The following is a 21,251-nucleotide window of genomic DNA, read 5'->3' on the forward strand; positions in this document are numbered from 1 at the left end:
CGGTCCGGGGTGGGTGCAGGCCCGGGGAGCGGGACGGGTGCGGGCGGAGGCGGGCGGGCGGTCAGGCGGCGGTCCGGGCCGGAGGCCGTTCGCGGAGGGCCGGGCCGAGCAGGAGCGCGGCGGCGGTGAGGGCGCCGGCGGCGTACAGGGGGCCGGTGGGGGAGGGGAGTGCGGCGGCGGCGAGCAGGGGGCCGATGGTGGCGCCGAGGTTGAGGGCGGCCGTCGCGTACGCCCCGGCCATGGTGGGCGCGTCGGTGGCGGCGGTGGCCAGGACACGGGTGATCAGCGTTCCGCCGACGGCGAAGGAGAGGGCGCCGAGCAACGGCACCAGGACCGGCAGCGCGGCCGGGCGGTCCGCCAGCGCGGCCAGGGCCGCCCAGCCGAGCGGCAGCAGCGGGCCCGCCACGGCGAGCAGCCGCAGCGGGTGGCGGTCGGCGAGCCGCCCGGCGACGTTGATGCCGAGCACCGTGCCGAGGCCGAACAGCACCAGCACCACCGGCACCCAGCCCCGGCCGAGCCCGGCCGGGCCGGTCACCACGGGGGCGAGGAAGGTGAACGCGGCGAACGTCCCGGCGTTCACCAGCGCGCCCAGCAGCAGCACGTGCAGCAGCCGGGGCCGGGCGAGCGCGGCCAGCTCCGCGCGCAGCGCCGGACGGCCGTCCGCCGACCCGCGCCCGGCGGGGACGCCCAGCAGCACCCCGACGGCGGCCGGTGCGCAGAGCAGCGCCACGGCCCAGAACGAGGCCCGCCAGCCCAGCAGTTGACCGAGCAGCGCCCCCGCCGGGACGCCCACCACGGTGGCCGCCGTCGTCCCCGACAGCAGCACGCCCACGGCGCGCCCCCGCCGCTCGGGCCCGACCAGCGTGCCCGCCGCCGTCACCGCCAGCGCGAGGAACCCGGCGTTCGCGAACGCCGCCACCACCCGGGCGGCGCACAGCACCGGGAACGACGTCGCGGTGGCGCCCACGACGTGGGCCGCCGCGAACAGCACCACGCCGCCGAACAGCCCGGAGCGGCGCGGCCAGCGACGCGTCAGGGCCGCCATCAGTGGGGCGCCCGCGACCATGCCGACCGCGAAGGCCGAGGTCAGCAGGCCGGCCGTGCCGACGGGGACGCCGAGCTCGGCGGCGAGATCCGGCAGCAGGCCGGACAGCATGAACTCCGAGGTGCCCATGGCGAACACGGCCAGGGCGAGCAGATACAGGGCAGGAGGCATCGCACGGTACTCCGAGGTGAGGAGAGGAAACGGACAGCCGTCTCGTCACCCGGAGCCCGGGGCACTCCTCCGCACCGCGCGGCCCTCGACGGGGCGGCGCGGGCAGCGGCAGGCGGACTCAGGTGCTCAGGGGCCGACGGCGGGGCCGCAGACCCCCACCTCGTCCGACTCGGGGCTCACCACGCTGCGCACGCTACCGGAACACCGTCCGGCCGGTCATCCCGATTTCCGCCGCCCGAGCGGATGCTGACCGGCCGTCAGACCGTCTTGCGCAGCGCCATGGCCGCCACCTGGTAGCCGTTGGCGCGGTACAGCGCGATCGCGGCCTCGTTGCCGCCGAACACGTTCAGCCCGAGCGCCGTCCAGCCTTCCCGGGCGGTCAATGCCTCGGCGGCGCGCAGGATCGCGGACCCGAAGCCGCGACGGCGGAATTCCGGCTCCACGTGCAGGTCGTAGAGCCAGGCGGCGCGCTCGTCGCCAGCGGCCGTGCGCAGGTCCGGCCCGATCCAGGCGTCGCCGACCACCCGGCCGGCGGCGTCCTCCGCGACCACCAGGTGGTGGCCGGCCGTGCCGGGGCCGTCCGGGAGGAACCGCGCGGTCCCCTCGCGGGCGCGTTCCCGGGCGAGCTCCTCCGGGAGGAAGGCGGCGAGCTCCCGCGCCGTCTCCGCCTCCCGGCGGTCCGTCACGGTCTGGTACTCGGCGGGCGTCATCCGCCGCAGCTGCACGGTTCGATCGTCCATCCGGCCATCGTGGACCATGCCGCCGGTGTTGCGGTAGCCGGTTCCTGACGGAGGCTCAGTCGTGTCGGGCGTGGCGCCACTCGTCGACGGCGGCTTCGACGTCGACCGGCGCGACACCGAGCGGCGGCCCGTCGATCGGCCGGCGCAGGGCCGCGTCGATGCGGGCGTTGACCTCGGCCAGTCGGGTGCGGAGCAGCGCCTCGGTGGGGGCGAGCCGGGCGGCGTCGAGCGCCTCGTGGAGCTCGTTGCGCAGGACGAGCGAGGGCGGCAGGGAGCTCAGCCCTTCGCGTTCGAGCTTCTCCCGGATCCACCACATCTCGTGGTACGGCCGGTTCTCGTGGGCCAGCGGCTTTCCCGCGCCCGGCAGGTCGTCGAACGCGCCGCGTTCGGCGGCCTCCCGGATCTGCCGGTCGACCCAGCTCTCGAAGGCGACGCCCGGGGGTTTGCGGTCCGTCATGGCCTGCTCCTTCCGTCCGGCCGGCCCGGATGGCTCACCTACGAGCCTACGCCGACGCCCAACTCGCCCACCGGGGGCCGGAGGTGCGATGCACGGTCTCTTGCCCCAACTGGTTTGCTGTGCAAACCTGACGACATGACAGACGCATCGGTGCCCGTGAACGGCACCCCGCACGAAGTCCTCGCCGGACTGGGCGAGTTGACCCGCAAGGTGCGTGCCGCGCAGCGCGGCACCTGGTTCCCGCTGCTGCTGCTCGGCGGCCTCACCACGGGCGGCATCCTGGTTGCCCGCCTCACCCACCAGGTGCTGACCGTCCCCTGCGTCGGCGACCCGGCGGGCGGCGACTGCACCCTGGTCAGGCAGGGCTCGCCGCTCTACTGGCCGATCGGTCTCGCCCTCGCCTATCTCGCCACCGCCGTCTTCTACGTCCGCCGGGCCCGCAGCCGCGGCGTCGGCACGGCGATCCGGCCCTACGTCCTCACCGGCATCGCGCTGCTCGCCGCAGTGTCCGCCACCTCGCTCTGGGCCACCCGGAACGGGATGCCGCAGCCCGGCGCGCCGCTCGACCTGTGGGGCCTGCACCTCGACCCCGCCGCCCCGGCGACGCGACTCCTGCAACGGCTGATGGGCGACGCCCTGGCCGTCGGACTGCCGCTGCTGGTGCTGGCCCGGGTGGAGCGCAGCCGCGTCCTGCTGCTGCTCGCCGTGCTCTACTTGGCCATCGAACTGGTCCCGCTCAGCACCGGCTGGGCGGGCATCCCGATCACCTCGCCGTGGTCCGCCCTGCCGCGCTACGCCGTCCCCGGCGCACTCCTGCTGCTCGGCGCCCTCGGCTTCGCCCTGGCCGAACGACCCCGGGAACGCACCACATCATGACCGAACCGCCCGAGCAGGTCGAACCGCACCCTGCCACCGGCCTGGACGACGTCGTCCACCAGCGCGTCCGCCTCGGCATCCTCACCGTCGCCCACCAGGCCCGCCGGGTCGAGTTCGGCTTCCTGCGCACCGCGCTCGGCCTCACCGCCGGCAACCTCAGCCAGCACCTGACCGTCCTTGAGAAGGCCGGCCTGATCGCCGTCGAAAAAGGCTACGAGGGCCGCCGCGCCCGCACCTGGCTGACGCTCACCGCCGCCGGCGACCGCGCCCTCCAGGACGAAGTCACCCAGCTCAAACGCCTCATCCAGCAGATCGAGAACGGACGCCCGGAGCCTTCTGCGCACAGCAGTTGACACTCCGTCCGGGGCCCGCGGCCGGCCACCGGCCGCGGGCCGTCCGTCGTAGGCTGCCGGTTCCGGCCCGCCCGCCCGTGACGAGGACCCAGCCCATGTCCAGCAGCACCCGCATCCGCCTGATAACGCCCGCCGACGCCGCCCCGATCGCCGCCCACTACGCCCGGGACGTCGAGGCGTTCCGACGCTGGGAACCGGCCCAGCCCCCCGAGTTCTTCACCCCCGAGGGCCAAGCCGCACGGATCGACCGGCTGCTGACCGGCCACGAGGCGGGAACGATCTGGCCCGGCGTCGTCCTCGCCGACGACCGACCGATCGGCCAGATCACCATGTCGACCATCCTCCCGCAGCCGTTCCTGCGCCGCGCCTCCCTCGGCTACTGGATCGCCACCACCGCCCAGAACCAGGGCCACGCGGGCCGCGCCGTCTCCCTCGCCCTGACCGTGATGACGGACCGGCTCGGCCTCCACCGCGTCGAGGCCTCCACCCACCTGGAGAACCTCGCCTCCCAACGGGTCCTGCGCCGCAACGGATTCACCCCGTACGGCGTCGCCCACGCCGCGATCCTGCTCGACGGCCGCTGGCAGGACTCGCTGCTCTGGGAGCGGATCCTCGACGAGCCCGGTACGGGGGAGGGGGCGGCGTGAACGCGGCGGATCGGGCGGATTCCCGAGGGAGGGACCGACCGTGAACGGCGGCCCGGGGCGGCCCCGTCGCGCACCTGCTCGCCTCGACCGCCGACTGCGTGCCGAGCCCGGCGGGTGGCCGAAGGAGAGTTGACGTGGCGTCACCCGGACGGGCGGAAGGGCGGTCGCCCTCCGTCGGGAAGTGATGGGCGGGGCATACGGTGGGGCGCATGCGCATTGTCATCGCTGGTGGTCATGGTCGGATCGCGCTGCGGCTGGAGCGGCTGCTCGGCGCCCGGGGGGACGAGGTCGCGGGGATCGTCCGCAGGCCGGAGCAGGCGGAGGAGTTGCTGGCGGCGGGGGCCGAGCCCGTGGTGTGCGACCTGGAGTCGGCGACGGTCGCCGAGGTCGCCGGGCACCTGGAGGGCGCCGACGCGGCGGTGTTCGCGGCCGGGGCCGGGCCGGGCAGCGGGGCGGCACGCAAGGAGACGGTCGACCGCGAGGCGTGCGTGCTGTTCGCGGACGCGGCGGAGGCGGCCGGGGTGCGGCGGTTCGTCGTGGTGTCCAGCATGGGGGCGGACCGTGAGCCGCCGGCGGGGACCGACCCGGTGTTCGCCGCCTACCTGCGGGCCAAGGCGGCGGCGGACGCCGACGTGCGGTCCCGTCCCGGTCTGGACTGGACGATCCTGCGGCCCGGACGCCTGACCGACCGGCCGGGCACCGGCAGGGTGACGCTGGCCGCGGCCACGGGGCGCGGAGAGGTCCCGCGCGACGACGTGGCCGCGGTGCTCGCCGCGCTGCTCGACGAGCCCCGGACGGCCGGGCTCACGCTGGAGCTGATCTCCGGCAACTCGCCGGTGGACGAGGCGGTTTCGGCGCTCGCCGGTTCCTGACGGGCCGTCGCGGGCCGTCGCGGGCCGCCGAGGGCCGTCAGGCCGGAACCGTCGCGGGTGCGGCCATCGCCAGGAGCGTCTCGCGCAGGGTGTGCCGGAGCCGGGCCATGGTCCGGTGGGCCTGCGGGAGGTCGACGTGGACGGTGTGGATGTGCAGACCGTCCACGTCCCGCTGGAACCACGAGGTGGTGCCGTTCACTCGTGACACCCACACGTGGGCCATCGGCTGCCAGCGCGCGTGGTTCTCGGCCCCGGGGCACTTGCGCATGTCGATGTAGGAGAGGAAGTTCACCGGGAACGGCCAGCAGCGGCCGGTGAAGTGCTCGGGCGCGAGCAGCTCCCAGGCCCGGACGAACGGCACGTCGATGCTCCCCATCATCGCGGCGAACCCGTCCCGGACGCCCGCGACGAGCTGCGCGAAGTCCAGCTCCTCGGCCACCGAGAACTCGATGGGCAGGGTGTTGACGAACCAGCCGAGGGAGTGCCGCCAGGTGCCCCGGCCGCGTTCGCTGAGCGGCATCAGCGCTCGGTAGACGTCCGGCCCGCCCTCCTCGCGCAGGGCCACCGCGACGGCGGCGAACAGCCCCATGAAGAACTTCCCGCCGACCTCCTCGCAGCGGGCCTCCAGCGCCGCGGTCTGCCGCGCGTCCAGCAGGGTCGCGGTGTCGTCGACCGCCGGATACAGCCGGCTGGGCTCCGTCCCGAGGTCCAGCGGGAACCGGGGGAAGAGGCTGCCGTTCCGGGCGATGAACGACTTCCAGTAGGCGAGGCGGTCGTCGTCGACGCCGATCGAGGTGTACCGGTGGCGCTGCTCCCGGGCGAACTCCATGTAGCTTCCCGCCTCCGGGAGGTCCGGTTCCGTTCCGTCGCAGTACGCGGCGTAGGCGAGCTGGACGTCCCGCACGACATTCGGCATCGACATTCCGTCGGACACGATGTGGTCGAATGCGAGGTAGACCGTCGTGGGGCTGTCGTCACGGACGACGGCGCCCATGGTGAACGCGGGCCACTCCAGGGTGTCGATGTGTTTCCGGAAGCTGTCCGTCAGGAACGCGTGGACTTCCTGGGGCGTGTCGAATTCGCCCATGCCGACGGCTTCCAGTTCGATTTCCTCGGGCCGGTGCACCGCGTACGACAAATCCCCTACGAGGCGCTGGAACTCGCAGCGCAGGACATGGTGCCGCCGCACCAGGAAGAGCAGCGCCGACTCCAGTGCCCGCTGGTCGAGCGGCCCTTCGACCTCGAAGGTGACGGCGAGCCAGGAGGCCAGCGGCTCCTCGCTGTTGCGGGTCTCGTCGATCAGCGAGTGGTGCTTGTCCTGATTGAACGACGCGCTCCCGGCGTATTCCTCGCCGGGGCGGTCCGCGCATGCCGCACCCGAGGATCTGATATTCCATTGGACAATGTGCCCCGGTGCAATATCGGCGGCTTCCAACGGTGCCTGGCGCATGCTGATGCTCTCCCGAGCCGAAGGGAATTTTCGCGAATCGGCAGGCGGCAGCTACGGAACAATGGCAGGTGACCGGCCGATTCAATACAGAATGTAACACCGCGCATTCGGAAAGTGGTTGATCCGGCGCGACACGGACTGCGGTGATCCGGCTCCGGCGATCAGCTCCGGAATGCTGTTCGGTCTCCGTCCGGCAGTGCGTGGCGGGCCAGGGCCGCGGCGCCGACGAGGCCGGCGTCGGTGCCGAGGCGGGCAGGGGCGAGGGTGAGCCGGCGGGTGAAGGGGAGGGTCGCGTAGCCGGCGAGGTGGCGGGCGAGGGGGGTGAAGAGGACGTCGCCCGCGCCGGCCACGCCGCCGCCGATCACGGCGACGTCGAGTTCGACCAGGGTGGCGGTGGCGGCGATGCCGGCCGCGAGGGCCCGCGCGGCGCGGTCGAAGGCCGCCAGTGCGAGCGGGTCGCCGGACTTCGCGGCGCGGGCGACACCGGTCGCGGTGGTGTCGCCGTCGGGGCCGGGGCGCCAGCCGCTGTCGGCCGCGGTGCGGGCGATGGCCGTGCCGGAGGCGAGCCCTTCGAGGCAGCCGCGGGAGCCGCACGGGCAGGGGCGGCCCTCGAAGTCGACGCTGATGTGGCCGAGGTGGCCGGCGTTGCCGGTGGCGCCGGTGTGCAGGCGGCCGTCCAGCACGAGCCCGGCGCCGACGCCGGTGGAGACCACCAGGCAGAGCGCGTTGCGGTAGGGGCGGGCCGCGCCGCGCCAGTGCTCGGCGGCGGTCATGGCGACCGCATCCCCGCCGAGGACCACCGGCAGGTCGCCGACGGCGGGGTGCCGGGCGGCCTCGGCGCGCAGCGGGAACTCGCGCCAGCCGGGCAGGTTGACGGGGCTGACGGTGCCCGCGGCGATGTCGACCGGCCCGGCGCTGCCGATGCCGAGCGCCCGCACCCGGGGCCACTCGGGCCGCCGGGCCAGCTCGTCCAGGACGTGCGTCACGGCGGCCATCAGCTGGTGCCGGTCGCCGGTCGCGGGGGTGGGCGCCTGGAGGCGGTGCAGCAGGGCGCCCCGGGGGTCGACCAGGCCGCCCGCGATCTTCGTGCCGCCGATGTCGAGCGCCGCGAGCAGTGCTTCGTCGGTACCTGCCGGGTGATGGTTCATGGTGACGTCTCCGCAGGTGGAACGGGGAGCGCCGTGGTGCGTGGCAGGGCGCCGTCGGATCGGTCCTGTGATTCTGACCCGCTTTGACAACGTTGTCCAGCAGGCATCGCCGCAGCCCGGGGCGTCGTCGAGGGTCGGATCCGGGGGTACCCGCACTATCCTCCGTGGCATGACGAGCAGCCTCCGAACCGGTGTCCGACTGCGCATCGGTGTCCGACCGACCATGAAGGACGTCGCCGCGGCGGCCGGGGTCGGACTGAAGACCGTCTCACGGGTCGTCAACGGCGAGTCCGGGGTGACGGACGGGACGGCGGAGCGGGTGCGGGAGGCGATCGAGGCGCTCGGGTTCCGGCGCAACGACAGCGCGCGGCTGCTGCGGACCGGGCGCACCGCGAGCGTGGCGCTGGTGCTGGAGGACATCAGCGACCCGTTCTCCTCCGCGCTGTCCCGGGCCGTCGAGCAGGTCGCGGCCGCCGAGGACTGTCTGCTGTTCACCGGGTCCAGCGGCGAACGGGCCGACCGGGAGCGGGAGTTGGCGCTGGCGTTCTGCGCCCGCCGGGTGGACGGGCTGATCGTGGTGCCGGCCGGCGACGACCACCGGTACCTGCTGCCGGAGATCGCGTCCGGCACGCCCGTGGTGTTCCTGGACCGCCCCGCGGGCGGCATCGACGCGGACGCCGTGCTCAGCGACAACGCGGGCGGCGCCCGCCGGGGCACCGCGCACCTGATCGCCCACGGCCACCGCCGGATCGGCTTCGTCGGCGACCTGCGGGCGATCCACACCGCCGCCGAGCGCGAACGCGGCTACCGCGCCGCGATGGCGGAGGCCGGACTGCCGGTGGACGACCGCTGGGTGGACTGCGGCCCGACCGACCGCGCCCGGGTCGGCGAGGCGGTCCGCCGCCTCACCACCGGACCGGACGCCGTCACCGCGCTGTTCACCGCCAACAACCGCGTCACCCTCGCCGCCCTGCACCACCTCCCCGCCGAGCGCCGCCCGGCCGTGGTCGGCTTCGACGACCTGGAGCTCGCCGACCTGCTCACCCCCGGCCTCACCGTGGTCGCCCAGGACCCGGCCGCCCTCGGCGCCCTCGCCGCCCGCCGCCTGTTCGCCCGACTGGCGGGCGACGTCGGCGCGCCCGCCTGCCTGGAGGTGCCCACCACGCTGATCCCCCGGGGCTCCGGCGAGATCCGGCCCTGACTGACCGTCAACTCTCCTGTGAGGGAGAGGAGACGATCAACTCCAGCCAGTACCGCTGATCCACCGGGATCCGGCCCGGCGGCAGGGCGAGCAGCCACTCCGTCAGCTCCGGGCCGGCCTCGAACTCGCCGTAGAAGCCGAACTTCAGGGTGAGCACGTCGCCCCAGTGCAGCCATCCCTCCACTGCGTCGGCGAGGTGCCGGTCGGCCGTCGGGGTGGCCGTGTCGGCCCAGGTGCGCAGCCAGGGGGCGAGGGTGTCGGTCGTCGCGGCCACCGTCTCCAGGACCGTCGGCACCTGCGTCGGCGGTGCGGGCTGCTCCAGGGTGGCGGACCACCAGGCGTCCAGCACCTCGGTGACCAGGTCGGCGTGGGGCCACTTCCGCCAGTCGGCGGCGCGCAGCCGGGTGGCGACCAAGTCGCCGTCGGCCAGCACACCGGTCGTCAACTGCCGCAGGATGCGCGGCGCGAGGCGCCGGTACAGGGTGGGGAAGTCGTACCAGAGGTCCGCGCTCTTCACCGCGGCCCGGCGGAGCAGTTCGTTCGGCAGCAGGTCCGGCGGCCCGGACAACAGGGCGAGGTCCTCGGCGGTCCAGCAGTGTTCGCAGCCGCCCACCGGAGGGCCGGGGTGGGCGCTGCGGCCGGCGGTGTCGAGGGCGTCCAGGGCGTGGTGCAGGCGCTGCTGCGCGGTCGTCATGGTTCCTGCCAACGGGACTCCGCCGGTGCGGACGGCGAAGAGCGCGACGCTACCAGAGGCGGTGGGCGGGCGCCTCGATCGGCGGCGTGGTGATCGTCACACGGTTGGGTCGCGACGTGACGGTCGGTCGGCGCGTCCCAAGTCTGCGGGAGAGATTTGCCAATCGAGCAGATCGGGGAACGCATGGTGTCCGGCGAGCCGAGGGACGCGGTCGGGGCAGAGGGGTCGGACGGAGCGGCGGAGCGTGCGGGGCGACGGCCCGCGCGGAAGCCGAGACCGGAGCCCGAGCCGGGATCGGGTCGGACCGGGCGGCGCCGGGCGTCGAGACTGCGGCCGGACTACCCGCGCGCCGGCCGCCGGGGGCTACGGCGCTGGCTCCCGTCATGGCGTCAACTGGTGCTGCTGACCGCGGGGTCGGTCGGCGTGATCGCCGTCGCGGCCGTGGTGATGTACGCGCGGACGGACGTCCCCAAGGACCTCAACTCCTTCGCCACCCAGCAGAACAACGTCTTCTACTGGGCGGACGGCACCGAGATGGCGCGCACCGGCCTGGTCAACCGGCAGGACGTGCCGCTGGAACAGGTACCGGAGCACGTGCAGTGGGCGGTGCTCGCCGCCGAGAACGAGGACTTCTACTCGGACCCCGGCATCTCGATGAAGGGGATCGCCCGGGCGTTCTACCGGATGGGGTCGGGCGGTGACACCCAGGGCGGCTCGACCATCACCCAGCAGTACGTGAAGAACGCCTACCTGAACCAGCGTCAGAGCTTCTCCCGCAAGCTCGACGAGATGTTCATCGCGGTCAAGCTGGACCAGCAGGTCGACAAGAAGGACATCCTCAGCGGCTACCTGAACATCAGCTGGTTCGGCCGCGGCAGCTACGGCATCGAGCGGGCCGCGCAGGCCTACTACGGCAAGCACGTGTCCCAACTCGACCCGAGCGAAGGGGCGTTCCTGGCCGCCGTGCTGAAGGGCGCGTCGCTGTACGACCCGGCGCTCGGCGGCGACAACCGGGAGCGCGCGGTGGAGCGCTGGGCGTGGATCCTGGACCGGATGGTCAAGATCGGGAAGCTGTCCGCCGAGGAGCGGGCCCGCTACACCGTCTTCCCGGAACCGCAGACCCCGCCGCAGCAGGCCGGCCTGAGCGGGCAGACCGGCTACCTGGTGGACCTGGCGAAGGCCTACGCGCTGAGCCACGCGGACATCACCCCGGCCCAGTTCGACCTGGGCGGCTACCAGATCCGCACCACCTTCGAGAAGCCCCGGCAGACCGCGCTCACCCAGGCCGTCCAGGACGCCGCGAAGAACCTCGACCCGGACCGTCGCCCCGCCGACCAGAACGTCCACCTGGGCGCGGCCTCGGTCGCCACGGACGGGCGGATCCTCGCGGTCTACGGCGGACCCGACTACCTGAAGCAGGGCTTCAACAACGCCAACACCGCGAACGTGCCCGCCGGTTCGGCCTTCACCCCGCTGGTGTACGCCGCCGGGCTCGACCGGGGCGTCCAACGCGAACGGCAGGGCAACCGGACGCCGGTGCTGCCCACCACCCGCTACAACGGCGACAACGGCGTCGACCTGCAGACCCCCGAAGGGCCGTACTGGGGGCGCGACGGGAAGAAGGCCAAGGCGGCCAACGACGGCGACCGCAACTGGGGCCAGGTCAGCCTGCGGACCGCCGTCGAACAGTCCGTCAACGGCGTGATGCAGCAACTCGGCATGGACGTCGGCCTCGACAACGTCCGCCGGGCCGCGCTCGGGTTCGGGCTGCTCCCCGACAGCATCGGCGACCTGGTCCCCGGCTTCGCGCTGGGCAACTCCACGCCCAGCGCGATCCGGCTGGCCGACGCCTACACCGCGTTCGCCGGGCAGGGCATGCGCACCGACCCGTACTCCGTCGACCGGGTCAGCCGCAACGGCGCCGAACTCGCCGTCGGGCGGCCGGTCGCCGTCCGGGCCGCGCCCGCGGGAGTGGCCGGCGAGGTCGACGCCGCGCTGCGCGGGGCCGCCAAGGACGGCACCGGCAAGGAGGTCGGACAGCTCGTCCCCGGCGCCGCCGGCAAGACCGGCGGCAACCAGGCCCGCACCGCGGGCTGGTTCGTCGGCTACCGCGGACCGGTCACCACGGCCGTGTCGCTGTTCCGGATGGACCCGAAGACCCTGGCGCTCCTCCCGCTGACCGGGGTGGCCGGCGCCGACCCGGCCACCCCCGACTACACCACCCCGGCCGCGATCTGGGCCGCCTACACGAAGGCCGCGGGGTGAAGCCCCTGATGCGTCGCGCTACTTGAGGTAGGTCGGCCAGTCCGGCGCCTGGGCCGGATCGAGCCGGCGGAGCTGGTCCAGGACCTTCGGGTCCTGGGCGTCCAGCCAGTCGGCGAGCTCCTTGAACGACACGCAGCGCACGTCCTCCTTCGTGCAGACGCCCTTCATCACGTCCTCGACGGCCTGCATGTAGATGCCGCCGTTCCAGGTCTCGAAGTGGTTCCCGATGAACAGCGGCGCCCGGCTGCCGTTGTAGACCCGGGCGAACCCGTCGAGGTACCCCTCCCGGGTCTGCTTCTCCCAGGCGTTGTACTTCTTCGGGTCGCCCTGGGTGCTGTCGCCGGACTGGTTGGCCAGGAAGTTGAAGTCCATCGACAGCACCTGGGAGTTGCCGAACGGCAGCAGCTGGAGCGGGAAGTTCCACACCCCGCCGGTCTTCGACGGCCAGATCTGGAACTCTCCCGGCGAACTCGCGTCGTAGCGCCAACCCAGGGCCTTCGCGGCCGGAATCAGGTTCTTCTGCCCCTCCAGGCACGGGGCGCGACCGCCCGCGAGATCCTTGCGGTAGTCGAACGGCAGCGGCGCCTCGTCGGCGAACCCGGTGTTGGTCCTCCAGTTGGTGACGAACGAGTACGCCTGGTCGATCTCGCTGCGCCACTCGTCGGTGCTCCAGTCCCCGCCGCCCTTCGCGCCGCAGAAGTGCCCGTTGAAGTGGGTGCCGATCTCGTCGCCGTCCTTCCAGGCCTCGCGCAGCTGCTCCAGCGTCTCCTTCACGTGTTTGTCGGTGGGGAAGGAGATGGCGGCGCTGCCCGGATCGTGCTGCGGCGGCCGGTAGAGCCCGTGCTTCTCCTCCGGGAGCAGGTAGATCCCGGTGAGGAAGAACGTCATGGTCGCCCGGTTCTCCTTCGCCAGCTTCCGGAACCGGGAGAACAGGTGGTCGTCGTTCTCCAGCGCGCCGTCCCAGGAGAACACCACGAACTGCGGGGGCTTCTCCCCGGGTTTCAGCTTCTCGATCTTCAACTGGTTCGGCTGCGGCCCCGTGTCGGACGTCGACCCGTCCCCGAGCACCTTCACCTGCCTGTCCCAGGTCGCGGACGGACTCGGGCTCGGGCTCGGGCTCGGACTCGAAGCGGCGCTCGGCGGCGGTGTGTCGGCGCCCGTGGTCGCCGACATCGACTGCTGCGCCGGGGTCGAACTGCCGCCGGTCGTCAGGCCCACCACGAGCGCGGTGGCCGCACCGGCCGCGACCACGACCGCCGCGACCTGAGCGGTTCTCGCCCGTCCCCTGCCGCCACCGCTGCGCTTGTCGTCGCTCATCGCTCGCCGTCCCCTCGGTACACGGCTGCCCGGCTGGCAGGCCGTCCGACTGGTATGACGATTCGGATGATCGGATTGGTTACCGCTGGATCCGGCCACATGACAGTTCGTCACGCCCGGCGTGAGCGACCGACATCGGACTGACCGGTTCTACGGCCAGGCGTCGGACTGGCCGGTTCTACAGCCAGGCGTCGCGGTCGGCGAGGTGGAGGACGAGGGCCGCGATGTTCCAGGCGTCGTCCTCGCCGCGATGGTGACGGCCTTCGAGCGGCAGGCCGGCGATCTCCAGGGCCTGCGCCATGCCGGGGCGTTTGCGCAGCCCGTGGGCCTCGGTGAAGACGGCCTTGGCGTTGGTGTGGTGGCGGCCGAACGGGTACGGCGTGCGAGTGGCCCCGCACTGGCGGGTGAACTGGTGGCGGTCGTAGTCGCCCCAGCTGATCCACGGCCGGGCGCCCGCCCGGTGCTCGGCCGCCAGCAGCCGGCACGCCTCGGCGAAGCCCACGCCCCGGTCGACCTCCTGCTGGGTGAGGCCGGTCAGCTCGGTGCAGAACCTGCTGACCGCCGACCGGACGGGCCTGACCACGATCCGGTGCCGGGCGAGGCGCGTGCCGGCGCCCAGGTCGACGACGGTCAGGCCGATCTCGATGATCTCGCTCACCGCGCCGGGCGGCGGCGCACCGTCCCAGCAGGTGGCTTCGACGTCCACGACGTTGACGAGGCGCGCGGCCCGGGTGCTGTCCACGGCGGGAAGCGTAGGGAGGAGCGGCGGCCGGGGCACCTGGTTTTCGATGCCCGGGCCGGTGCGGTGCCCCGCACACTTGTGGGGTGAACCGGTACGAGCAGGCCCGGGCGGCGGAGCAGCGGCAGGACTGGGACACGGCGATCGCGCTGGTGAGCGCGCATGCCGAGTGCTACTCCGCCGACTTCCACCGCCACCACGACCACCTGTGGCACGTCGACCTGCTCGCGCGGGCGGGGCGGATCGCGGAACTGACGGAACTGGCCCTGACGGACCACCACGCCCGTCGGCGGCTCGACAGGGTGTCGAGCGAGCGGGGCGTCGGTGAGTCGGGGCCGGGAAACCCCGCTCCGTCGACCGGTGCACCGTGAGTATCAGCGGCTGTGGGGATGTCATACCCCGGTAGCCTCCGGCGAGTTGGCTCTGCAGTGTGACGGTTTCACCCCCGCCCCGCCCGTACCTTCTCTCCCGTGCCGAGGAGCACACCGAGGACGAGAACAAGGGGACGGGCGATGCGCAAACGGGGACGGGCGATGGCGGCGGCGGTGCTGGCGGCGACGGTGGCGCTGGGGGTGGCCGGGGCTCCCGGTGCGGTGGCGGTGGCGCCCGCGCCGGTCGGGAAGCCGGCGACGGCGGCGCTGCCGGCGCCCACCGGGCCGTACGCGGTCGGCACCACCAGCGTGCACCTGGTCGACCCGGGCCGGGAGGATCCGTGGAAGGCCGGCCGGCCCCGGGAGTTGATGATCAGTCTCTGGTACCCGACCGGCCGCCCCGCGCTCGGCGACGAACGGGCGCGGTACATGACCCCCGACGCGGGGGCGCACTTCGGCAGCGCCGGGAGCGTCACCCGGATGAACCAGGGCTTCGAGCCCGACCGCACCGACTGGTCGGGCGTGCGCACCCACGCCCGCGTCGACGCGCCCGCGCTGCCCGGCCGGGCCCGGCCGGTGGTGCTGTACTCGGCGGGGCTGGGCGACCCGCGCACCTGGGGCACCGGCCTGGTGGCGGACCTGGCCTCGCGCGGCTACGTCGTGGTGACCGTCGACCACACCTGGGAGGCATCCGAAGTGTCGCTCCCGGACGGCGAGTTGGCCACCTCGGTGTTCCCGGAGCTGGCCAAGGACCCGAACCTCGACGTCGGCGCGCTGCTGCGCAAGATGATCGGCACCCGGGTCGACGACACCAGGTTCGTCCTCGACCAGCTGGCCCGGCTGAAGTCCTCCCGGACCCTGCCGCCCGGCGTCGGCGCCGCCCTCGACCTCGGCCGGATCGGCATGGTCGGCCACTCCGGCGGCGGCTCCACCGCCCTCCAGGCCATGCACGACGACCCGCGGATCGCCGCGGCCGTCAACATGGACGGGCAGCTGCACTTCCCCGGCCCGGACGGGAGGACCGGCGTCCACCTGACCGACGTGGCCGAGAAGGGCCTGGACCGCCCGTTCCTGCTGCTCGGCACCCGGAACGACGACTCCGGCCCCTACCGGCAGCAGCCCGGCTGGGACGCCCTGTGGCACCGCAGCACCGGCTGGCACGCGGACTTCACCCTCGACGGCTCCCGCCACGGCTCGTACACCGACGCCGAGTCCCTGCTGCCGCAACTCGCCGACCAGGGCGCGATCTCCGCCGATGCGCTGCGCGGCGACATCGGCGCGGTCCGACCCGACCGGGCGGTGCTCGCGACCCGGACGTACGTCGCGAGCTTCTTCGACCGCTGGCTGCGCGGCCACGACGACCACCTGCTGGACGGGCCGTCGGCGAGCTTCCCGGAGATGGTCCACGAGCCCTGACCGGCACCCGCGCCCGGCGGCCCGAAACCGGTTCGTGGACATGCCGGACGGGGCGGGGCTACGGTGCTGCACGCGTCGCACATCTGCACCGAGGAGCCGCACAGATGAAGGACACCACCCCGCTCGACCAGGGCTGGAACCTGCACCACGACGGGGAGTTGCTGCCCGCCACCGTGCCCGGCTGCGTGCACACCGACCTGCTGGCGGCCGGTCGGATCCCCGACCCGTACCTCGACGCCAACGAGCTGGAGGTGGCCTGGATCGGCCGCCGGGACTGGACGTACAGCCTCGACCTGCCCGCGCACGGCAGCACCCACGAACGCACCGACCTGGTCTTCGACGGCCTGGACACCGTCGCCACCGTCACCCTCGGCGACACCGTGCTCGGCGACACCCGGAACATGCACCGCAGGTACCGCTTCGACGCCACCGGGCTCGGCGGGCCGCTGACGGTGCGTTTCACCAGCGCCTACACGGAGGCCGAACGAGTCCGCGGGATCGTCGGCGAGCGGCCCAACGAGTACCCCGAGCCGTTCCAGTACATCCGCAAGATGGCCAGCAGCTTCGGCTGGGACTGGGGCCCGACCCTGCCCACCGCCGGCATCTGGAAGTCCGTCCGGTACGAGCACTGGTCCACCGCCCGGATCGCCGACGTCCGCCCGCTGGTCACCGTCGACGGCGCCACCGGCCGGGTCGAGGTGCACCTCACCGTCGAACGCACCGCCGGCGGCGCCGGCCGCCCGCTCACCGCCCGCGCCACCGTCGCCGGCGCCGGGGCGGAGACGGTCTTCGACGGCGACAGCGCCGTGCTCGTCCTGGAGGCCGCCGACGTCGCGCGCTGGTGGCCGCGCGGCCACGGCGACCAGACCCGCTACGAACTCGCCGTCACGCTCGCCGACGGCGACGGCCGACTCGACGCCTGGCAGCGGCAGATCGGCTTCCGCACGGTCGAGCTGCACCGCACCCCCGACGCCACCGGCACCCCCTTCACGCTGGCCGTCAACGGCGAACCGCTGTTCGTCCGCGGCGCCAACTGGATCCCCGACGACACCCTGATCACCCGCGTCACCCCCGCGCGCTACCGCACCCGCCTGCTCCAGGCCGTCGACGCCAACGTCGACCTCATCCGGGTCTGGGGCGGCGGCATCTACGAACAGGACGCGTTCTACGACCTCTGCGACGAACTCGGCCTGCTGGTCTGGCAGGACTTCCCGTTCGCCTGCGCCGCCTACCCCGAGGAACAGCCGCTGCGCGGCGAGATCGAGGCCGAGGCCCGCGACAACGTGGTCCGCCTGATGCCGCACCCCTCGCTGGTGCTGTGGAACGGCAACAACGAGAACCAGTGGGGCTTCCGCGACTGGGGCTGGGAGGAGAAACTGCGCGGCGACTCCTGGGGCGAGGGCTACTACCTCGGCCTGCTGCCCCGGATCGTCGCCGAACTCGACCCCACCCGGCCCTACAGCGCCGGCAGCCCCTGGTCCGGCAGTTGGGACCACCACCCCAACGACGTCGACCACGGCACCCACCACTCCTGGGACGTGTGGAACCGCGAGGACTTCGCCGAATACCGCGCCACCGTCCCCCGGTTCGTCGCCGAATTCGGCTGGCAGGCCCCGCCCGCCCACGCCACGCTGCGCCGCGCCCTCCCGCACGAGACGCTCGCCGCCGACTCGCCCGGCATGCTGCACCACCAGAAGGCCGGCGACGGCAACGGCAAGCTCCGCCGCGGCCTGGAACGCCACTTCGACGTTCCCGACGACTTCGACCGCTGGCACTACCTCACCCAGCTGATCCAGGCCCGCGCCATCGCCACCGGCATCGAACACTGGCGCTCCCACTGGCCGCACTGCGCCGGCACCATCGTCTGGCAGCTCAACGACTGCTGGCCGGTCTCCTCCTGGGCCGCCGTCGACGGCGACGGCCGCCGCAAGCCCCTTCACCACGAACTGCGCCGCCTCTACGCCGACCGGCTGCTCACCTTGCAGCCCGTCGACCGCGACGGCGCACCCCGCGCCGCCCTGGTCAACCAGTCCGCCGAGCCCTGGACCACCACCCTCCGGCTGCGCCGCCTGGACACCACCGGGCGGCAGCTCGCCGAACACACCGAGGAGATCACCGTCCCGCCCCGCGCTGTCCACCAACTCCCGTTGCCCGACGGGATGGTGACGGACCACGGGGCAAGCAAGGAGTACCTGGTGGCGGACGCGGACGGTCTGCGCGCCGTGCACTTCCCGACCGCCGACCGGCAGTTCGCCTACCCGCGGCCCGAGTTCGACCTCGACGTGACGGCGGCCGGCGACGGCGCGGTGGACGTCCGGATCACCGCCCGCACGCTGATCCGCGACCTGCTGCTTCAGCCTGACCGCCTGCACGCCGACGCCACCGCCGACCGCGGCCTGACCACGCTGCTGCCCGGCGAGCAGGTGGACATCCGGGTGCACGGCGCGGGCGCCCCGAGCGCCGAGCAGGTCCGGCAGGCGGTCTTCTGCGTCGAGCCGTCGTGAACGCGCGGGTGCCGCCGATGAGCTGACGGTGCGTCCGGCATCGGCCCCGCCGCCGGGCGGGTCCGGCCCGGCCGTGCCTTGATGGGCGAGGTGCCCGCCGTCCCCCGGGCGCGAGCACCCCGCCCATGTCGAGGCACCCGATCGGAGACACCCATGCCGCACTGCACGACCCGCGACGGAGTGGAGCTCTTCTACAAGGACTGGGGCCACGGCCGCCCCGTGGTCTTCCTGCACGGCTGGCCCCTCAACGGCGACGCCTGGCAGGACCAGCTGAAGGCCGTCGCCGACGCCGGATTCCGCGGCATCGCCCACGACCGGCGCGGCCACGGCCGGTCCACCCCCGTCTGGGACGGCTACGACTTCGACACCTTCGCCGACGACCTGAACGACCTGCTCACCAGCCTCGACCTGCGGGACGTCACCCTCGTCGCGCACTCCATGGGCGGCGGCGAACTCGCCCGCTACATCGGCCGGCACGGCACCTCCCGGGTGAAGTCCGCCGTCCTGCTGTCCGCCGTCACCCCGCTGCTCGTCCAGGGCCCCGACAACCCCGAAGGCGTGCCCGACAGCGTCCTCGACTCGCTCAAGGCCGGCATCCTGCGCGAACACTCCCAGTTCTGGAAGGACACCGCCGTCACCTTCTTCGGCGCCAACCGCGTCCACACCAGAGCCACCCAGGGCAACCTGGACGCCTTCTGGCACATGGCGATGGCCGAGACCGTTCAGGGCGCCGTCGAATGCGTGGACGCCTTCGGCCGCACCGACTTCCACGCCGACCTGAAGAAGTTCGACCTCCCCCTGCTGGTGGCGCACGGCGACGACGACCAGGTCGTCCCGATCGACGCCACCGGCCGCAAGACCGCCGCCCTCGTCCCCGGCGCGGTGCTCAAGGTCTACGAGGGCGGGTCGCACGGCCTGGCCATGGTGCCCGGCGACAAGGAGCGCTTCACCCAGGACCTGCTCGACTTCCTCAAGTCCTGACGACCGGGCCGCGCCGGCGTTCTCGTTCGGTCCCTTTCGCCGTCCCCGGCCCGCGTGCCGTCTCCGGTCAGGTCGTCGGGGCGTCCAGCAGGGCGAGGTGGGTGGGGGTGAGGCGGAGGGTTGCGGCGGTGAGGTTCTCGGTGAGGTGGGCGGGGTTGGTGGTGCCCGGGATGGCGAGGACGTGGGGGCCGCGGTGGAGGGTCCAGGCGAGGCGGACCTGGGCGGGGGTGGCGTCGAGTTCGGTGGCGACGGTGGTGATGCGGTGGTCCCGGTCGGCGGCGGGGGCGGCCTCGCGGTGGAGGCCGGAGATGGCGAAGAAGGGGACGAAGGCGATCCCCAGCTCGGCGCAGAGGCCGAGGACGCCGGTCTCCTCGGCGCGGCGCCAGTCCAGGCCGAAGGAGTTCTGCACGCACACCACGGGGGCGATCTCCCGCGCCTCGCGGATGTGCTCGGGGCGGACGTCGGAGAGCCCGAGGTGCCGGATCAGCCCGGCCTCGCGGAGGTCGGCGAGGGCGCCGAAGTGCTCGGCGACCGAGTCGCAGTCGGGGCCGTTGCGGCGCAGGTTGACCACGTCCAGGTGGTCGCGGCCGAGCTGGCGCAGGTTCTCCTCGACCTGGCCGCGCAGCTCGTCCGGCCGGGCCATGGTCCGCCACTCGCCGGACGGGGTGCGCCCGGGGCCGACCTTGGTGGCCACCACCACGTCGGGGCCCCGCCAGGAGTCGAGCGCCCGGTTGATCAACTCGTTGGCGGAGCGCCGCGGCGAGAAGTAGAAGGAGGCCGTGTCGACGTGGTTCACGCCCTGCTCGAACGCGGTGTGCAGGAGCCGGACGGCGAAGTCGCGGTCGATCGGGGCGCCGTCGGAGTTGCCCATCATGCCGTTGCCGGTCAACCGCATCGCGCCGTAGCCGAGCCGGTTCACCGTCAGGTCGCCGAGCTGCCAGGTGCCTGCCGCCGCCGCTGTCGTGGTCATGGGTTTCCTCCCCGTGGGCCGTGCTGTCCGGACCCGGAGTATGGGGTCCGGCGGGCGGCCCGGAACAGGTCCGGCGGGTGCGCCGAATGTCACCCGCGGACCGGGAACGAACCGGAGGCCGCCGCGAGTTGGACCGGGTGTCGGCGAGCGAGGGGGAGGAGCGTCCGAAGCCCCGTTGAGCTGCTGCTGAGGGAGGCGCTCGGCCTGCGGGCCGGGAGCGGCTAGGCTGGCCGGGCTCGGGCCCTTTACCGAAGCTTTTCCCGTGTGCCGCCGTGCGTCGGCCGCCTGTCCCTGCCCTGACGGAGGTACTCCGCCTTGCACCTCGACCAGTGGATCGAGAGCGTTCCGCCGACCTCGGTGTACATCCTCATCGGCCTGATCATCGGACTGGAGAGTCTGGGCATTCCGCTGCCCGGCGAGATCGCCCTGGTCTCCTCCGCGCTGCTCGCCGCCAAGGGCATCGTCAGCCCGTGGGGCGTCGCGGGCTGCGCGATCGCCGGTGCGATCATCGGCGACTCGATCGGCTACGCGATCGGCCACAAGGGCGGCCGGCCGCTGTTCGAGAAACTCGGCCGCAGGTTCCCCAAGCACTTCGGACCAGATCATCTGGCCACCGCCGAGCGGGCGTTCCACCGCTGGGGCATGTGGGCGGTGTTCTTCGGCCGGTTCATCGCGCTGCTCCGGATCTTCGCCGGTCCGCTGGCCGGCACCCTGCGGATGCCGTACTGGAAGTTCCTGATCGCCAACGTGCTGGGCGGCGTGGTCTGGGCGGGCGGCACCACGCTGCTGGTCTACCAGGTCGGCAAGGTCGCCGAGAAGTACCTGCAGGGCGCCTCGTACATCGGCCTCGGCGCGGCCGCGGTGTTCGGCATCGGCTCGGCGCTGGTGCTCAAGTGGCGGGCGAAGAAGTCCCGGGCCGAGCACCCCGAGCAGTCCGGCGGCAAGAGCGGCGAGCCGCTCAGCGAGACGCTCGTCGACTGACCCCGGAAGCCGCACCCGAAGGCCGCCGTGTCCCGCACCGGACGCGGCGGCCT

Annotated in this window: 20 protein-coding genes; 11 read left to right on the top strand and 9 right to left on the bottom strand. The window is 73.3% G+C overall.

Features of this window, described 5'->3' with window-relative positions; all coding sequences use genetic code 11:
- Nucleotides 1-61: 61 nt before the first annotated feature.
- The 3 genes from CG736_RS06975 to CG736_RS06985 form a co-directional block, all read right to left on the bottom strand.
- Nucleotides 62-1,216 carry a Cmx/CmrA family chloramphenicol efflux MFS transporter gene (locus tag CG736_RS06975; protein WP_100585283.1) on the bottom strand — a complete coding sequence of 385 codons (1,155 nt, stop codon included), beginning with the start codon at nucleotides 1,214-1,216 and terminating at the stop codon, nucleotides 62-64.
- A 257-nt stretch (nucleotides 1,217-1,473) separates the two neighbouring features.
- Complete coding sequence (locus CG736_RS06980; RefSeq protein ID WP_232733847.1) at nucleotides 1,474-1,956, bottom strand: GNAT family N-acetyltransferase; 483 nt, start codon at nucleotides 1,954-1,956, stop codon at nucleotides 1,474-1,476.
- 55 nt (nucleotides 1,957-2,011) lie between these two features.
- On the bottom strand, nucleotides 2,012-2,413 hold the full coding sequence (locus CG736_RS06985; protein WP_100585284.1) for a DUF1992 domain-containing protein: 402 nt from the start codon (nucleotides 2,411-2,413) through the stop codon (nucleotides 2,012-2,014).
- A gap of 135 nt (nucleotides 2,414-2,548) precedes the next feature.
- Here CG736_RS06985 and CG736_RS06990 point away from each other — a divergent pair, with 135 nt between their 5' ends.
- The 4 genes from CG736_RS06990 (at nucleotide 2,549) to CG736_RS07005 (ending at nucleotide 5,161) form a co-directional block, all read left to right on the top strand.
- Nucleotides 2,549-3,289, top strand: coding sequence for a hypothetical protein (locus CG736_RS06990; protein WP_157815451.1), 741 nt, complete (start codon nucleotides 2,549-2,551; stop codon nucleotides 3,287-3,289).
- Entirely contained in the window at nucleotides 3,286-3,642 is a 357-nt protein-coding gene (locus CG736_RS06995) for a transcriptional regulator (protein WP_100585286.1), read from the top strand. Before CG736_RS06990 ends, CG736_RS06995 begins: the two co-directional genes overlap by 4 nt.
- Nucleotides 3,643-3,737: 95 nt before the next feature.
- Nucleotides 3,738-4,289 carry a GNAT family N-acetyltransferase gene (locus CG736_RS07000; protein ID WP_100585287.1) on the top strand — a complete coding sequence of 184 codons (552 nt, stop codon included), beginning with the start codon at nucleotides 3,738-3,740 and terminating at the stop codon, nucleotides 4,287-4,289.
- Nucleotides 4,290-4,498: 209 nt separating this feature from the next.
- Nucleotides 4,499-5,161, top strand: a complete 663-nt coding sequence (locus CG736_RS07005) for an NAD(P)H-binding protein (protein WP_100585288.1) — start codon at nucleotides 4,499-4,501, stop codon at nucleotides 5,159-5,161.
- 37 nt (nucleotides 5,162-5,198) lie between these two features.
- On the opposite strand, the gene CG736_RS07010 is transcribed toward CG736_RS07005, so the two are convergent.
- Both CG736_RS07010 and CG736_RS07015 read right to left on the bottom strand, forming a co-directional pair.
- Nucleotides 5,199-6,611 (bottom strand): condensation domain-containing protein, encoded by a 1,413-nt coding sequence (locus tag CG736_RS07010; RefSeq protein WP_100585289.1) that lies wholly within the window; start codon nucleotides 6,609-6,611, stop codon nucleotides 5,199-5,201.
- Between the two features lie 161 nt (nucleotides 6,612-6,772).
- Nucleotides 6,773-7,759 (bottom strand): ROK family protein, encoded by a 987-nt coding sequence (locus CG736_RS07015; protein ID WP_100585290.1) that lies wholly within the window; start codon nucleotides 7,757-7,759, stop codon nucleotides 6,773-6,775.
- A gap of 169 nt (nucleotides 7,760-7,928) precedes the next feature.
- Here CG736_RS07015 and CG736_RS07020 point away from each other — a divergent pair, with 169 nt between their 5' ends.
- Nucleotides 7,929-8,960: a LacI family DNA-binding transcriptional regulator gene (locus tag CG736_RS07020; protein ID WP_100585291.1), complete on the top strand. Its 1,032-nt coding sequence runs from the start codon at nucleotides 7,929-7,931 to the stop codon at nucleotides 8,958-8,960.
- Nucleotides 8,961-8,967: 7 nt separating this feature from the next.
- Here CG736_RS07020 and CG736_RS07025 read toward each other — a convergent pair whose 3' ends face one another.
- The gene (locus CG736_RS07025) at nucleotides 8,968-9,654 is read right to left on the bottom strand and encodes a hypothetical protein (protein ID WP_100585292.1); all 687 of its coding nucleotides are present in this window, start codon (nucleotides 9,652-9,654) and stop codon (nucleotides 8,968-8,970) included.
- A 396-nt stretch (nucleotides 9,655-10,050) separates the two neighbouring features.
- Between CG736_RS07025 and CG736_RS07030 the strand changes: the two genes are divergently transcribed.
- Entirely contained in the window at nucleotides 10,051-11,919 is a 1,869-nt protein-coding gene (locus CG736_RS07030) for a transglycosylase domain-containing protein (protein ID WP_232733848.1), read from the top strand.
- A gap of 18 nt (nucleotides 11,920-11,937) precedes the next feature.
- Here the strand turns inward: CG736_RS07030 and CG736_RS07035 are convergent, their stop codons facing one another.
- Nucleotides 11,938-13,236, bottom strand: a complete 1,299-nt coding sequence (locus CG736_RS07035) for a hypothetical protein (RefSeq protein WP_100585294.1) — start codon at nucleotides 13,234-13,236, stop codon at nucleotides 11,938-11,940.
- Nucleotides 13,237-13,414: 178 nt separating this feature from the next.
- Nucleotides 13,415-13,978 carry a 3'-5' exonuclease gene (locus CG736_RS07040; protein WP_100585295.1) on the bottom strand — a complete coding sequence of 188 codons (564 nt, stop codon included), beginning with the start codon at nucleotides 13,976-13,978 and terminating at the stop codon, nucleotides 13,415-13,417.
- Between the two features lie 83 nt (nucleotides 13,979-14,061).
- Between CG736_RS07040 and CG736_RS07045 the strand changes: the two genes are divergently transcribed.
- The 4 genes from CG736_RS07045 (at nucleotide 14,062) to CG736_RS07060 (ending at nucleotide 19,247) form a co-directional block, all read left to right on the top strand.
- The gene (locus tag CG736_RS07045; protein ID WP_198520385.1) at nucleotides 14,062-14,346 is read left to right on the top strand and encodes a hypothetical protein; all 285 of its coding nucleotides are present in this window, start codon (nucleotides 14,062-14,064) and stop codon (nucleotides 14,344-14,346) included.
- A 141-nt stretch (nucleotides 14,347-14,487) separates the two neighbouring features.
- A complete protein-coding gene (locus CG736_RS07050; protein ID WP_100585296.1) occupies nucleotides 14,488-15,762 on the top strand; it encodes an esterase in 1,275 nt (424 codons plus the stop codon).
- A 104-nt stretch (nucleotides 15,763-15,866) separates the two neighbouring features.
- Nucleotides 15,867-18,266 (top strand): glycoside hydrolase family 2 protein, encoded by a 2,400-nt coding sequence (locus tag CG736_RS07055; RefSeq protein WP_100585297.1) that lies wholly within the window; start codon nucleotides 15,867-15,869, stop codon nucleotides 18,264-18,266.
- A gap of 153 nt (nucleotides 18,267-18,419) precedes the next feature.
- On the top strand, nucleotides 18,420-19,247 hold the full coding sequence (locus tag CG736_RS07060; RefSeq protein ID WP_100585298.1) for an alpha/beta fold hydrolase: 828 nt from the start codon (nucleotides 18,420-18,422) through the stop codon (nucleotides 19,245-19,247).
- A 67-nt stretch (nucleotides 19,248-19,314) separates the two neighbouring features.
- On the opposite strand, the gene CG736_RS07065 is transcribed toward CG736_RS07060, so the two are convergent.
- The gene (locus tag CG736_RS07065) at nucleotides 19,315-20,217 is read right to left on the bottom strand and encodes an aldo/keto reductase (RefSeq protein WP_100585299.1); all 903 of its coding nucleotides are present in this window, start codon (nucleotides 20,215-20,217) and stop codon (nucleotides 19,315-19,317) included.
- A gap of 315 nt (nucleotides 20,218-20,532) precedes the next feature.
- Between CG736_RS07065 and CG736_RS07070 the strand changes: the two genes are divergently transcribed.
- Nucleotides 20,533-21,198 (top strand): DedA family protein, encoded by a 666-nt coding sequence (locus CG736_RS07070; protein WP_100585300.1) that lies wholly within the window; start codon nucleotides 20,533-20,535, stop codon nucleotides 21,196-21,198.
- Nucleotides 21,199-21,251: the final 53 nt, after the last annotated feature.

This window comes from Kitasatospora sp. CB02891, assembly GCF_002803145.1.
Lineage (GTDB): Bacteria > Actinomycetota > Actinomycetes > Streptomycetales > Streptomycetaceae > Kitasatospora > Kitasatospora griseola.

What these genes read in the sequence shown, in the direction of transcription:
- CG736_RS06980 (WP_232733847.1), bottom strand. Translation starts at nt 1,956, where the DNA reads ATGGACGATCGAACCGTGCAGCTGCGGCGGATGACGCCCGCCGAGTAC.
- CG736_RS07035 (WP_100585294.1), bottom strand. Translation starts at nt 13,236, where the DNA reads ATGAGCGACGACAAGCGCAGCGGTGGCGGCAGGGGACGGGCGAGAACC.
- CG736_RS07065 (WP_100585299.1), bottom strand. Translation starts at nt 20,217, where the DNA reads ATGACCACGACAGCGGCGGCGGCAGGCACCTGGCAGCTCGGCGACCTG.
- CG736_RS07025 (WP_100585292.1), bottom strand. Translation starts at nt 9,654, where the DNA reads ATGACGACCGCGCAGCAGCGCCTGCACCACGCCCTGGACGCCCTCGAC.
- CG736_RS06990 (WP_157815451.1), top strand. Translation starts at nt 2,549, where the DNA reads ATGACAGACGCATCGGTGCCCGTGAACGGCACCCCGCACGAAGTCCTC.
- CG736_RS07020 (WP_100585291.1), top strand. Translation starts at nt 7,929, where the DNA reads ATGACGAGCAGCCTCCGAACCGGTGTCCGACTGCGCATCGGTGTCCGA.
- CG736_RS07055 (WP_100585297.1), top strand. Translation starts at nt 15,867, where the DNA reads ATGAAGGACACCACCCCGCTCGACCAGGGCTGGAACCTGCACCACGAC.
- CG736_RS07010 (WP_100585289.1), bottom strand. Translation starts at nt 6,611, where the DNA reads ATGCGCCAGGCACCGTTGGAAGCCGCCGATATTGCACCGGGGCACATT.
- CG736_RS06975 (WP_100585283.1), bottom strand. Translation starts at nt 1,216, where the DNA reads ATGCCTCCTGCCCTGTATCTGCTCGCCCTGGCCGTGTTCGCCATGGGC.
- CG736_RS06985 (WP_100585284.1), bottom strand. Translation starts at nt 2,413, where the DNA reads ATGACGGACCGCAAACCCCCGGGCGTCGCCTTCGAGAGCTGGGTCGAC.
- CG736_RS07000 (WP_100585287.1), top strand. Translation starts at nt 3,738, where the DNA reads ATGTCCAGCAGCACCCGCATCCGCCTGATAACGCCCGCCGACGCCGCC.
- CG736_RS07060 (WP_100585298.1), top strand. Translation starts at nt 18,420, where the DNA reads ATGCCGCACTGCACGACCCGCGACGGAGTGGAGCTCTTCTACAAGGAC.
- CG736_RS07050 (WP_100585296.1), top strand. Translation starts at nt 14,488, where the DNA reads ATGCGCAAACGGGGACGGGCGATGGCGGCGGCGGTGCTGGCGGCGACG.
- CG736_RS07015 (WP_100585290.1), bottom strand. Translation starts at nt 7,759, where the DNA reads ATGAACCATCACCCGGCAGGTACCGACGAAGCACTGCTCGCGGCGCTC.
- CG736_RS07005 (WP_100585288.1), top strand. Translation starts at nt 4,499, where the DNA reads ATGCGCATTGTCATCGCTGGTGGTCATGGTCGGATCGCGCTGCGGCTG.
- CG736_RS06995 (WP_100585286.1), top strand. Translation starts at nt 3,286, where the DNA reads ATGACCGAACCGCCCGAGCAGGTCGAACCGCACCCTGCCACCGGCCTG.